The 13852-nt window shown below is 50.3% G+C and carries 6 protein-coding genes; 5 read left to right on the forward strand and 1 reads right to left on the reverse strand.

The window, feature by feature from the left end; translation table 11 throughout:
• Nucleotide 1 precedes the first annotated feature (1 nt).
• Nucleotides 2-1339 (forward strand): magnesium transporter, encoded by a 1338-nt coding sequence (mgtE, locus tag D7Z26_RS07230; RefSeq protein WP_407643491.1) that lies wholly within the window; start codon nucleotides 2-4, stop codon nucleotides 1337-1339.
• 153 nt (nucleotides 1340-1492) lie between these two features.
• A complete protein-coding gene (locus D7Z26_RS07235) occupies nucleotides 1493-9811 on the forward strand; it encodes a DUF2252 family protein (protein WP_158602233.1) in 8319 nt (2772 codons plus the stop codon).
• 103 nt (nucleotides 9812-9914) lie between these two features.
• Here the strand turns inward: D7Z26_RS07235 and D7Z26_RS07240 are convergent, their stop codons facing one another.
• Nucleotides 9915-10445, reverse strand: coding sequence for a TVP38/TMEM64 family protein (locus D7Z26_RS07240; protein ID WP_120975394.1), 531 nt, complete (start codon nucleotides 10443-10445; stop codon nucleotides 9915-9917).
• Nucleotides 10446-10606: 161 nt separating this feature from the next.
• Here D7Z26_RS07240 and D7Z26_RS07245 point away from each other — a divergent pair, with 161 nt between their 5' ends.
• From D7Z26_RS07245 to D7Z26_RS07255, 3 genes are all read left to right on the forward strand, one after another.
• Nucleotides 10607-11281 carry a response regulator transcription factor gene (locus D7Z26_RS07245; RefSeq protein WP_120975395.1) on the forward strand — a complete coding sequence of 225 codons (675 nt, stop codon included), beginning with the start codon at nucleotides 10607-10609 and terminating at the stop codon, nucleotides 11279-11281.
• On the forward strand, nucleotides 11278-12654 hold the full coding sequence (locus D7Z26_RS07250; protein ID WP_120975396.1) for a sensor histidine kinase: 1377 nt from the start codon (nucleotides 11278-11280) through the stop codon (nucleotides 12652-12654). The genes D7Z26_RS07245 and D7Z26_RS07250 overlap by 4 nt, the downstream gene beginning before the upstream one ends.
• A 159-nt stretch (nucleotides 12655-12813) precedes the next feature.
• Nucleotides 12814-13761, forward strand: coding sequence for an alpha/beta hydrolase (locus D7Z26_RS07255; protein ID WP_120975397.1), 948 nt, complete (start codon nucleotides 12814-12816; stop codon nucleotides 13759-13761).
• The last annotated feature ends 91 nt before the right edge of the window (nucleotides 13762-13852 follow it).

The following is a 13852-nucleotide window of genomic DNA, read 5'->3' on the forward strand; positions in this document are numbered from 1 at the left end:
CATGATTCAACTCGAAGAAATGAAAAAAATGGTGGCGGAATCCGATAATCATTCCCTTATCGAATTCGTCGAATCATTCAGGCCGTTCGATCTGGCAGACTGCCTAGAGAAGCTTGATAAATCGGAACAACTTCAATTGATCGGACAATTGCCTCCAAACCTGTCCGCCGAAATATTGGAATATCTGGAGCCCGAGTTGCAATATCGCATTTTCGCTAACTTAGAGGAGCCGATCACTTCGCAAGTTCTTAACGGGATGTCAAGCGACGTCGTCGCGGATATGCTGTTATCTCTTCATAGGTATCAGGCAGTCAAACTGTTGGGCCATCTGCCGGAAGAGTATCGGTCCAAAGTTCTGACGTTGATGACTTTTCCCGAGCAAAGCGCCGGAAGCCTGGCGACGGTCGATTATATCGCGGCCCGCAGCTCCTGGACGTTAGACGAAACCTTGCAGCATATCCGGAAAATCGGGCATGAGGCGGAAATAACGTCCTATGTATACGTCACGAGTAACAAAGGGGCGCTTATCGGGGTAGTTTCTTTGAAAGAAATTATTTTATCGGATCCCAAAACCAAAGTATCGGACATCGTGACGGAAGATGTGATCTCCGTCCCCGCGTTGATGAAGCAAGAGGAAGCCGCCGAGCTTCTTTCCCGTTATGATTTGGTCGCACTTCCCGTGGTTGACGCTCAGAGCAGATTAATCGGCGTCATAACCGTCGACGACTTGATCGATGTCATCCATGAAGAAGCGACGGAAGATATTCAGAAGCTAGGCGGAAGCCAACCTCTAACGGACACGTATTTCAAAACTTCCGTTTTTCAATTATACAAAAAAAGGATCATTTGGCTTCTGGTGTTATTCGTCGCGGAAGCTTACACGGGAACGGTTCTAAGACATTATGAAGTAACGCTGAGCGAAGTGATTGCGCTGTCGTTCTTTATTCCGCTCCTGATCGGAACGGGAGGCAATACGGGAACGCAGACCGTGTCCACATTGGTTAGAGCGCTAGCGGTAGGCGAAGTTCAGTTTCGGGATATTTTGAAGGTGGTGAGGAAGGAGGTTACGACCGGGCTCATGACCGGCGCTTCGATTTCCTTGATTGCTTACGTTCGAGCTTTATTTCTCGGAGTCGAAGCGAAAGTCGGGTTTGTCGTCGCCGTAACGGCGATGACGGTCGTCTTATGGGCCTCCTTCGTAGCTGCCGTGCTGCCCTTGATTCTTCATAAATTGAAAGCGGATCCCGCGGTCATTTCCGGACCTTTCATTACGACGTTAGTAGACGGAACGGGTCTTATCATTTATTTCACGGTTGCCAAGCTCGTGCTTCATCTATAACGACAAGAAGGACCTCTGCCGAGAGAGGTTCTTTTTTTTTGCTAAATGGATCCATTTAATACTTATTTAACGTTTATCTTCCCTTCCGATGACTATCGATTGGTACGCTTGTATAAATATTACCATGAGCTGGATTCGAGAGGAGTTTTGAGGTTGCTGAACTCAAGGATAAAAAAGACGATTACGTATGCTTTGATTGTGGCGGTCGCGTGTTATTCGGTTATCGGAGGGTTCGACTTGCGTCCCGATCCGGCAGCCGCCGCGGGCCAGGCGTTCACGAAGACGGCCGATCGCGTCGTTATAAGCAAGTTCAGCCCGAACGGAAATCGTCCAAGCTTTAACGGCAGCGGCCCTACGGCTACAGTTAAAAATAACACGATGTACAAGTATGATTTTATCGAATTGTATAATCCGACCGAACAACCGGTGGACCTGAGCGGCTGGACGCTTCAGTACGCGGATAAACCCAAGAACGGTTCTTGGACTTGGAAAACGCTAACCGGATTATCCGGGACGATCAAGCCTCACGGATATTTCCTCATTCAAGAAGATTTCGATCATGATCCTAGCGTCGGCGCTCCGATGGAAAGTCCGATTTACGGATCCGATCTGCCTGCGCCGGATATAACCGCAACGGCTGCAACCGGATTATTTAAAATGAACAAGGATTACGGAAAAATCGCTTTGGTTGCCAACGGCACTTCGTTGACGAATGCCGCCGATCCCCGGTCTGATGCGAATGCGGCTGCGTTAAAAGATTTGGCTGTCTATGATGCAGACGGAGCAGCCGGCACCGCAGGGGTAATCAAAGTATACAATTATGCCGTTCGCAAAGCGGTTAACCCGGCCGATCCGATCGGTGCAGGTTTGGCAACGAACAGCACGGACGGAAGCCCGAATGTCAACGAGGCGAAATACGGCAATGGCTACAATACGGACAATAACGCCGTCGATTTCCTCATTGGAGGAAGCACTTCCTTTTCGGGAACTAACCCCGCCAACGTCCGTAACTCCTCCAGCGCCTCCGCGCCGATCATGATCTACGCGCAACCCGATGCTCAGTATAATAAAATCGCGATGACTACCCCATCTGCGATCGATCCAAGCCATAATACCGTTTACTTACAATTTCCTTTCTACACCGGATTGAAAAGCGGATTCGATACGAATGACGTCGTTGTGGCAGGATTGCCCGCTGGCTTAAGCTATATCGTCAAGCCGGATGCGGCCAATCATAGACTTGGAATCGAAATCGGGCAAAGCCCTTCGAATCCGATTTCGACGGATACGCCGTTTACCGTGAAAGTAAAGGCTTCCGCCGTTTCTACGGGAGAGACGATCGATTCGGATGCGGTATCTTTCTCGATCGCGGCGCCACTGCCGCAAACGCCCTCAACGAAAGTACAGGCAACCGTTGATCAAGGCACGTTCAAGATGTCCACTACGACAAAAGTAGATGGGGTTCGTTCTTCCATTGCTTTATCCGTCCCGAACGTGGACACCGTCGGCTTGAAAAGCGCGATTGCTTCCAATGCCTACACCTTCACGCCGCCATTGCCGGCCGGATTGTCGTTAACGGCCGCAACCGATCCGGCGAATCATAAAATAACGTTCCAATTGTCGGGGACGCCGGCTGTTCCGATTACCGAAGACGTACATCTCAACCTTGTTCTGCATAATGGCGTTATGCAAAGCGCCACGGCTAACGGCCAGACGATTCAGGATTCCGATCCGATCGGCGGCATTACGATCGAGAAGATGAGCCCTGTCGTGGATCCGGCCAGAAAAACGTTTATCGTCGGCACCATGAAAGCAAGCAATGCCTTCTTTTCCGATCCCGCTATGAAGTCGGACAAATATGCCACGCAAGCGAAAACCGGCTTTGATTTCTTCCGCGGCACGCCGGATGTGTTTTTCAAGGATTTGAACACGGCCGTTTTACCTGTTCCTGCATCATGGAAACAACTTGGATTAACCGTAACGATTCAAGGAGACGCTCACCTGCAAAATGTCGGAACGTTCGAGAATGCCGACGGACAAGTGAAGTTCGACTTGAACGATTTCGACAGCGCATCGGATGCTCCGTTTTATTGGGATTTGCTTCGGATGGTACCTAGCCTCTATTTGGAGAGGGATAACGGCGCCAATGCCAATGAAAAATCGCTTACGGACGCGGACGTGAACGATATCGCAAGCACGTTTCTGGACGAATATCGGTCTACGCTCGATTCCTTACAAAAAGGAAGCTTAAATTTGTCCAAAGAGTTGACCGCAAGCAGTTTGGGCAACGGTTTTACGAAATCATTGGTCGCGCAGATGGAGGCGTCGACCCGAGTCGACCAATTGCAGAAAGCGGCTCCCGCGACTGGAAATGCCAGAACATTCCTATCGGACAGCAGTAAATACGTTGTTCCGACCGTCGCGCAGCGCCAGCAATTCGACGTGGCCTGGGCGTCTTATCTCGTAAGCATAAGTCAATTCGCCGCTGCCAAGAAAATCGATAATCCGAATTACTTTAACGTTAAAGATGTCGTTTATCGCATCAATCAGGGCAATTCGAGCAGGGGCTCGATGAGGTTTAACGTCGTTATCGAAGGTCCTTCCAGCGGGCCGGACGATGATATTCTGCTTGACGTAAAGGAAGAGTTTATTCCTAGCCTTTATTTGAACGTTGATGCTAATCCCAATGAATATACCCAGGCTTATGGCACGAATCACGGAAAACGGGTCGCTGACCTATATAAGAAAATGTCGGCGAATACGGAGAACTTCGCGGGGACGATGGCCATGGGAGGCCGGACTTTCTTGGTGCGAACGATCGCCGTCAGCAAAGGCGATTACACGAGCGCCAAAAGTCCGAAAGCGTTCAACTCCAAAGCGGATTTCTCGGATTACATGAAATATACGGCGCAAGCTTATGCAATGGCTCATGCCAGATCCAAAACGGGATTCGCGGCAAACTTCGCAGCCGCGATGGACGATGCTGCCTGGGCGGATTTTAAGTCGAAGCTGCTCGGACTTGCCGCCGATTACTACTTGCAAGCGAAATCGGATTTCGGACTCATGAAAGACGATCTGTCGAACGGTGCGCTATTGGACGTCGGTCATCTGTCAGGGCTTGTCGTGAAGGCAGGAACGACTGCAGTGGATTTGGCTCCCGTTTTCGCTAATTTGACTCCTTATGACGGTTATGCGGCCGGCGTTCCGGTTCGAAGCTATGCGACCCAAGTTCCCGCGGATGCTTCTTCCGTTTCGATCACGGCAACGGCGGCTGACAGCGGAGCCACGATTACGATGAATGGAGCATCGATTGCCGGGCTCAATTCGCAGACGATTACGCTCCATGACGGGATCAATCCGATCGACATTACCGTCAAGGCAAGAGACGGCTCGACGATAACGTATACGGTGGCGGTAAATCGCGCAGGCGATTCCGGCGGCAACCCGACCGAAAAGTCTCCTATCGTTATCAGCGAAATTTATGGGGGCGGCAATCAGGCAAGCTATAACGCCGACAATACGATTAAAAATCAGCCTCTGTATAAATATGATTACGTGGAGCTGTACAACCCGTCCAACCACGACGTCGATGTAAGCGGATGGAGCTTGCAATATGGCGGAGCAACCGCAACGACTTGGACCGTTATCGGACTGTCTGCGGCTTCCAAGCCGCATCCCGTCATCCCGGCGCATGGATATTTTCTTATCCAATTGGGCGCTTTCAGCGGCACTTTAAAAGCGGGCCAAAATGCAGCAACGCCTCAATATTCGCTTCCCGCCGCGGATTTGGTAGATCCGAACGGAACCGATATCGACAACAAAGACGGGAAAATCGCGTTGCTTGATCATGCGGTCGCTATGGACAAGGCGGATCCCAAAGCTTCGGCCAATGCTATCCATGTCGTGGATTTCGTAGGATTTGGCGGCGCGAACGCCTCTGAAGGAAGCAAAGCAGCCGCTTCCGGTTCCGTCATTAAATCTATCGTTCGCAAAGCGCTTGATCCGAAGTCGATCGCCGCAAGCAAGCTGCCTGTCTCGCACGCCTCGCTTGATCCTACCGCTGTCGGCGGCGGCGTATACGGCAACGGCTGGGATACCGACAATAACTCCGACGATTTTGCGGTGATCGGGAGCGGTAGCTACGGAACGCCGCAAAACTCGGCGAGCACGAGATACCCGGAAACCGTGTACGTGGAAACAGATCCGGCAAGCAACGAGATCGTCATGGATTCCGGAAAAACAGTCAATTCAAGCTATAGCACCGTGTATCTCTCGTTTCCCTACAATGCCGGCATCAAGAACGGCGCATTAGCAAACGGCACGGAGTATACGATCAGCGCGCTTCCGCCGGGGTTGATAGCGACAGTGACGGGAGATCCGGCCAACAATCGCGTCGCCGTCCAATTGGCCGGTACGGCCGGCACCGCGGTAACAAACGATATCGATCTGGGCATCGTGATTAAAGCGGCTGCGATCGCAACGACCGGAGAGTCTAAAGACTCTCCCCCGGTTACGGTTACGCTTCGACATTTTGCCGCGCAGACGGCTGTATCGGCGCAACCTTTGGGCGATACCAACCTATTAATGAGTTCGGATACCGCCTTGGATTCTTCGGCCAATTCCTTTACCTTGAAGCTGACGAACGGCACGATAAAAAGCGGGACGCTGACTCCGATGCAGGATTTCGCCATCAACGGTTTGCCTGTCGGATTTACCGCATCGGCCGTCGGGGATCCCGCGGCAAACACGGTGAAGTTTACGATCGCGGGAACGGCGAACTCTCCGGTGACGTCGAAAGTAAACTTGTCCGTCGTACTAAAAGGAGCATCCGTCTCGACTGCCGGACTGTCCGACTCGGCGCCAATCACGGGCATTACGCTTATTGATCATATGCAACCTATTCTCGATTTCGAGAATCAAGCCTGGAAGGCTCGTCTGTTCGAGCTGAGCAACGCCCCGATCGTCGGCCATTCGGTGACCGATGTCGGAACCGATTATAAAGTTGGAGACAGCGTAAAGCTGGGCGGATTCTCGGGACTGATCCACTTGCCCGGCGATCCGATCGATATTTACTACACGATTACGGACAGAGGTCCGAATGGAGATAAAGCGGACGTACCTAATTCCAAAGTATTTCCGGTTCCGGCCTTCTCGCCGCAAATCGACAAGATCCGGTTAAAGAACGGCCGAGTCGAAGTTCTCGAGCAAATTCCGCTCCGCTTGCCGGCAGGGTATTTGGATCCGGTGACGGGTACGAGTCTCATTTCCGGAATTTCCAACTTCCCTTCGAACAGCGGAGCTAAGCTTCCCGTTGACGGACAACTCGACGAGGTGCCGATCGGAGCGAACAACAGGGTGCTTCCTGCCGATCCTTACGGTTTGGATATCGAGAGCATCGGATACAATCCGAAGGACGACACGTTCTGGATCGGCGAGGAATATCGCCCGAGTCTCGTTCAAGTGAAGCGCGACGGTACGATCCTGCAACGGCTAGTTCCGAGCGGGGAAGAAGCGCTTTTCTCGAATGCTCCGGCAGTTCCGGTTCGCGGCGTAATTCCGGCCGTATTCGGAATGCGGGATCCGAACAAAGGCTTTGAAGGGGCATCGGTTACTCCGGACGGAAAATATTTGTTCGTCGTAAATCAGGGACCTTTAACAAATCCGGCCAATTCGGATCCGTCGAAGTCTTTCGCCCTGCGATTCCTGAAGATCGACTTGAGCAAACCGGTGCCGGAAACCGTCGGGGAGTATGTATATGTAACCGACATCGGCGGCAAATACATGATCTCGGATATCGTGGCACTCGATCAAGATCATGTTCTAGTGGATGAACGCGACGGGAAAGTCGCCCACAAAATGATTTACATGGCGGATTTCTCCCATGCTACGAACATTCTGGGCAAGCTCGATCAAACGACGGGCACTACGGTGGAATCCAAAATTCAATCCGGCTTCGTCGCTAATAAGACGTACGATTTCACCTTAGCAAATTCATCGGTTCTGACCGTGTCGCCCGCGAATAAATCGCTTGTTCTCAATCCGCTTGAGTTCGGATATCCCAACGCCAAGCTGGAAGGGCTGGCCCTGCCCAACGCTCATACGATCGTAATCGCCAACGACAATGACTTCGGCGTGGCGAACAGCGATAAAGAGCAGGTCTGGATGTATACATTGGATGTTCCTGTTGCCGCCGAGGCGCCGGTCGTTTCGAAAGCGAGCCGGACAGGTCAAGTGTCCGCGCTTATATCCGGCACTCAGGGTTCGACGGATATTACCATTACGGAAACGTTAGGGGAAGACAGTCTGCTGGGAACGGTCACCTTTGTGCTTCCGGAGGGGATTTCCGCGACCACTCAGGATGTCGTAGCGATTGGCGATGAACTGCCGCGCTTGCTGAACGCCTCCGAGATCATGCCGAATAGGAACGGTAAATATGTGGTCGTCGACGGTATTTCCCTTAAAAGCGGAGAGAAGATCAGACTTCATTTGGCAGGGAAGACGTTGCCGGGTACGTCGGCTGCCTTCCGGGTGTACGTCGATTCGGACGGACCGGAACGAAATTATTCCTTGAGCGCCGGAACGTCGGTTAACGCGGACACGGCACAGACGGCGAGCAACGAAGCCGGTTTGCAGTCGATAACCGTCGGCGGCAAGAACGTAGATTTGAATCATTCTATGACAACCGTTACTATGTTGCCGGGAACCCAATCGGTTAGCATCGTCGCAACTTTGCAACATACGAAGGCTTCCCTTCGCATTAACAATGAGACGGTAATAAGCGGAAACGCTAAATCCGTCGCGGTGACAACGGGGAAAAATCTCATTACGGTTACGGGCGTTGCCGAGAACGGGGCGGCTTTCCGAACGTACTCTTTAGAAATCGTTGTCCCGTTCCAAGTCGACGCAATTTCTTTGAATAAACAATCGCTGTCATTAAACAAAGGTCAAACATCGCAACTGATAGCGACAGTAACTCCTTTTGTCCCGGCCGATCTAGTATCCTGGTCGTCCGAACATCCGGAGATCGTCGCTGTGGCACAGAACGGATTGATTACGGCCCTATCCATCGGCAGCGCGGTAATTACGGCATATTCGGGTTCGAAGCAAGTGACCGTCTCCATTACGGTTACGGATAATCAGGATAGCGGTAACCCAGGAAACCCAGGAAACCCAGGAAACCCAGGAAGCCCAGGTGCAGGCGGACCGACTACGCCGAACGAAGGCGGCAATAGCTCCTCCGGAGTAACCATGGATCCGTCGAAAGTGAAGAGCAATGTCGAGACGGACGCTTCCGGTCGCAAGGCGGAACAACTTACAGTCGATTCAGGCTCGTTGTCCGAAGCGTTCTCGCAATTAACCGGGAAAAACAAAGCGTCGCAGCAAGTGATTATCAATTCGCAAACGAACGCGTCTTCAGTAATAGCGGGCTTACCTGCTAGCAGCTTGATCGAGGCATCCAAGTCCGTTCCGGATGCGACGATCGTGGTCAATATGGATAGAGTAAGCTATTCTCTGCCGCTGAAAGCTCTAGATTTAACTGCCGTCGCCCGCGAGCTGGGGGCAAATGCGGATCAAGTCGGCATTTCCATCCAACTTCAAACGTTAGACGGCGCGGAACTCGCGGCTGCTCTAGCTAAAACGGAGGCAAACGGAGCGAGAGCTTTGAGCTCTGTATTCGAGTTCAAGATCATGGCGACGGCAAATGGACGTACGACGGAAGTCCATTTGGTATCGGGGGTTTATGCGCCAAGAACGATCTTGCTCCCTGCGTCCGTCGACGCGAAAGCAGCAACGGTCGTACGGATTGAAGCAGATGGCACGTTATCGTTCGTACCGGCGGTAATTAGCGGCAGCAAAGCCCAATTTTTCAGTCCGACGAACAGTTTGTATGCGGTGGTGTCTTCGCCGAAGTCATTCCGCGACGTAACGGGACACTGGGCTCGCGGAGATATCGAAAAGATGGCGTCCAAGCTGATGGTAGCCGGATTCCAAGACGGGAGCTTCCGTCCGAACGGCCCAATCACCCGCGCCGAATTCACCGCGTTATTAGTCCGCTCTTTGGGCTTGAACGCTACCCAAGGAAACGTCCTGCCATTCAAAGACATCCGTTCGGGTGCCTGGTATACCGGCACCGTTCAAGCGGCCGTAGCCGCAGGTATCATTTCGGGCTTCCAGGACGGCTCGTTCCGCCCGGACGAGGCGGTCACGCGCGAGCAAATGGCCGTCGCGATCCAAAGGGCGCTGCAGTTCATCGGGAAGCCGCTGCCAGCGGCAAGCGCGGATCAAGTTCTTTTGAAGTTCAAAGATCGCACGGAGATTTCCGGATGGGCCCAATCCGCAGTCGCATCGCTTGCGCAGGCCGGACTGCTGACCGGGAGTGCTGGCAGCATTAACCCCGGCTCCACCGCCACTCGCGCGGAAACGGTCGTGTTGCTGGAGAGAATGCTGCAAAATGCGGGATTCTTGAATTAGCGGAAACAGGCAAGAGACTTAGCCCACTTGGGTCCTCTTCAAAGGAAAAGGTCAACCAGAACTGATCTGGTTGACCTTTTCTTATTAGGTGGGGTGGCTTCATCTATAAAAGAAAGCCAAGAAGATGTTTGCCAATAAAAGCGTAAAACAGCATTCCCGGAATTTTACCTATTGCGGATGCTAACGCATATAACGGAAATGAAATGGAAGCGGCACCGGCATAAACGGAAACGATCGCTTGCGGAAGTACCGGAACAAGACGTGCCAACAAGATGGAAACAAACGGATTCCTCTTCATTTTGGCAGTAAAAGCTTGTACTCGTTCGTTGTTCGACAGCCAGATTTCTGCTTGATCGCCATAAAAAAATCTAGCGTAAGCATACATCAGAAGAGAAGAAATCCAAGCGCCTGTCCAGCATAACAACGCGCCAGGGAAAGTGCCGTAAACAAATGCCATAATCCCAATGACGACGCTGTAAGGGAGTACGGGAAAAAAAGTAAGGCAGATCGTAATCAAAAGCATCAGAAACATCGAATGGGAGCCTTGCTGCATCCAAGCCAGCAGCTCGGTTTTATTTAAGAAAAGGACATAAACCATTAATGCGTAGAAAAGAATAGCAAGCCATTTTTTCATTCTCACGCTTCCTGCCAGTATCTAAAGTTGGTTATCCTGACCCGATTATACAGGAATGATTGGGAGAAGTCATAGTAGGAAGATCGCACGGCGGATGATTTATTCAACGCTTCCGATTTATTGTATAATGGCTAGATGAAAGACAGGGAAAGAGGGAACGGATGCCTACGATACTTGTTGCCGACGACGATGAGAACATTCGCGAACTCGTCTGTTTATTTCTACGCAACGACGGATTCGCGACAGTCGAAGCCGCGGACGGCAAGGAAGCACTAACCGTCTACGCCTCAACGCATATCGATCTTGTCGTGTTAGATATTATGATGCCGATCATGGATGGTTGGACATTATGCAAGGAGCTCAGAAAAGCCGATCCCGATCTTCCGTTACTTATGCTGACCGCGAGAGGCGAAACATGGGAGAAAGTGAAAGGGTTCGAATTAGGGACGGACGATTATTTGACGAAACCCTTCGATCCGTTGGAGTTGACGGCTCGTGTCAGGGCATTATTGAAACGCTACCGGATTGGCTCCACCCAGACGATCCAATTCGGCAACGTCACTCTCGATCGGCAGGCTTATAAAGTGATGAGAGGGACGGAGTCGTTCTCGTTGCCGCTCAAGGAGTTTGAATTGCTGTATAAGCTCGCCGGAACCCCAGGACAAGTGTATACGCGCGAACAGCTGATCGACCAGATTTGGGGGATTGATTACGCTGGAGATGATCGAACGATAGACGTGCATATCAAACGCCTGCGCGAGCGGTTCGCTAACGCATCCGATTTTCGCATCGAGACCGTACGTGGTCTTGGTTACCGGCTTGAGGTATACGAATGATTAATTCCTTATATACGCGCGTCGTTCTGACATTTCTAGTCTCCGTGATCGGAGGGACGATCATTGCGTTTTTTGTGGCAACTTGGGTCTATAAAGAGAAATTGAACGAAAACTTGCAAATTACCTTAAATGACTTCGGCAGGGATATCGCCCGGATTTACGAGACAATTCCGTTACGCGAAGCGGACTCGTTCGTAAGTGAAATGAAGCAGCTCAATTCTTTTCATATTCAAATATACGATGAAACGGGTAAGTTCCGGTCTTTCGGAAAAAATAACGAACACCATACTTTTAACGTGACGATGGAACAAGTAAAAGAAGTACTCGACGGAGACGTTGTCCAAGTCCAGACGAACGGCGTTGATCCCGTGCTCTTAGGTTTGCCGTTGAAAACGGAAATGGGAATAGAAGCGATGTTCGTGGAACAGCTCGCCCCCTCTTCCTCTTCATTTCTCGTCAAATGGATTTTGAATTTTGTGACCTATTCGTTGCTAGCAGGAAGCCTATTGATTCTGTTGGCCGCTATGTTTCTTGTCAAACCGATCAAAAAGCTGACAAAAGCGACTAAGCGAATAGCAGCTGGAGATTTCAACGTTAAGATGAATATTAAGCAAAAGGGCGAGATAGGTACTTTGGCTCGCAGCTTCGAAGAAATGATGCATGATCTGCAGCAGCTTGAGCAAATGCGCAGAGAATTCGTGTCGAACGTGTCTCACGAAGTTCAGTCGCCGCTCACCTCGATATCCGGTTACGCCATGGCGCTCAAGCAAGATGACATTGCGGATAACGATCGAAGCCGTTATCTCGATATTATTATCGCCGAAGCGGATCGGATGTCCAAGATGAGCGATAGCCTGTTAAAGCTGAGTTTGCTTGAATCGCAGTCACAGCAACTGCGGATGGTGACGTTCGGTCTTGATGAACAGATTAGACGAATCATCGTCGCGATCCAGCCGCAATGGTCGGCTCGCAACATCCGTTTCGAGCTAGATTTGAAGGCCGTTCGAATAACGGCCGATCATGAACTATTAACCCAGGTATGGACGAACATACTCGGCAATAGCATCAAATTTTCCATGGATGGCGGCGTTATTAACGTCAGCATCAAACAAGATACCCATAACGCAATCGTCCGAATATCGGACACCGGCATAGGGATTTCCCCCGAGGATCAGAAGCGTATATTCGATCGGTTTTTTAAGGCCGATCGTTCCCACAGTCGAAAGTATGGCGGTAGCGGCATGGGACTTGCCATCGTCAAACAGATCGTATCGCTTCATCAAGGCGACATCCGAGTGGAAAGCGAGCTCGGTCAAGGAACGACCGTCATGGTTAACTTGCCCCTCACTGCGCCAACGGATGAATTGGATTAAGGCTACGGCATTTAGTGCAAGTTTCTTGCAGTTGACGCCGTAGCTTTTTTGGTGTTCATACTCCGTTCATATTGTCGTCACGGAGAGTCCATCTTCGTCGTATAAGCTTTCCATATCGGCTTATAAAGTAACCTAACAAACAGACGAAGACAGGGGAAGATGCGAGTGAAAAAGACGATGACCATACTACTTAAAACAATAGGAGTTATAGCGATTGCGATCGGACTTTTTCTAGTCATTGTTTTTATCGTGAATAGGGTCTGCAACAAATCGGAGCAAGGGAAAATAGAACCCTATGGCCAGTTCGTCACCGTTGATGGGAAAAATATGAATGTTACGATTCAAGGAAAGGGCGAAGAAACGGTCGTACTCCTGCCCGGTTATGGAACAGCAGCGCCGGAGCTTGATTTTAAGCCGCTTATCGAAGAGCTATCTCCATATTACAAAGTCGTCGCGATTGAGCCTTTCGGTTACGGATTAAGCGATGAAACCGAAAAGGAACGAACCATGGACAATATCGTAAGCGAAATTCATCAAGCTCTGCAAAGCCTTAATATCGATCGATATATTTTAATGGGTCACTCCATTGCAGGCATTTACGGACTGGATTACGTGAACAAATATAAAAACGAAGTGAGTGCCTTTGTCGGGATCGATAGCAGCGTTCCGACGCAAGGCGGTGTAGATGCTGAAGTCCCGACAACAACGTTCAAACTAATGAAAAAATCAGGTCTCTTAAGATTACTGATAAAACTACAAGGCGATCCCTATGCTTCATCAGACTTCGACGAAAAAACAAAAGAACAAATGAGAATGATTACGAATAAAAATATATATAATGACACTACTTTAAATGAAATGAAAAATTTCACTGCTAATTTCGATGGGGCTCAACAGTTATCGTTCCCAAAAACACTACCTGTCATTTTCTTTTTGCAAGCGAATAATACGGACGTTGAGGGATGGATACCGCTGCATCAAGAACAAATCAAAGATTCCGTAAACGGAAAAGTGATCACGCTTGAAGGAGATCATTATTTACACCATACCCGATCCAAAGAAATCGCCGAAAAATTTAGGGAATTCATGGGGGATATAAAAAAATAAATTTTTTCTTTAATCCTGAAAAACCGCGAAGGCTTGCCGCTTCGCGGTTTTTGTTGTTTTATCGACAAGGCTTTTCATAATTCTTTTATCG

The organism is Cohnella endophytica (assembly GCF_003628305.1).
GTDB classification, from domain to species: domain Bacteria; phylum Bacillota; class Bacilli; order Paenibacillales; family Paenibacillaceae; genus Cohnella; species Cohnella endophytica.

Bases quoted from the DNA above. Each gene is read 5' to 3' on its own strand.
- mgtE (WP_407643491.1), top strand. From the start codon at position 2: ATGATTCAACTCGAAGAAATGAAAAAAATGGTGGCGGAATCCGATAAT.
- D7Z26_RS07240 (WP_120975394.1), bottom strand. From the start codon at position 10,445: ATGAAAAAATGGCTTGCTATTCTTTTCTACGCATTAATGGTTTATGTC.
- D7Z26_RS07245 (WP_120975395.1), top strand. From the start codon at position 10,607: ATGCCTACGATACTTGTTGCCGACGACGATGAGAACATTCGCGAACTC.
- D7Z26_RS07250 (WP_120975396.1), top strand. From the start codon at position 11,278: ATGATTAATTCCTTATATACGCGCGTCGTTCTGACATTTCTAGTCTCC.
- D7Z26_RS07255 (WP_120975397.1), top strand. From the start codon at position 12,814: ATGCGAGTGAAAAAGACGATGACCATACTACTTAAAACAATAGGAGTT.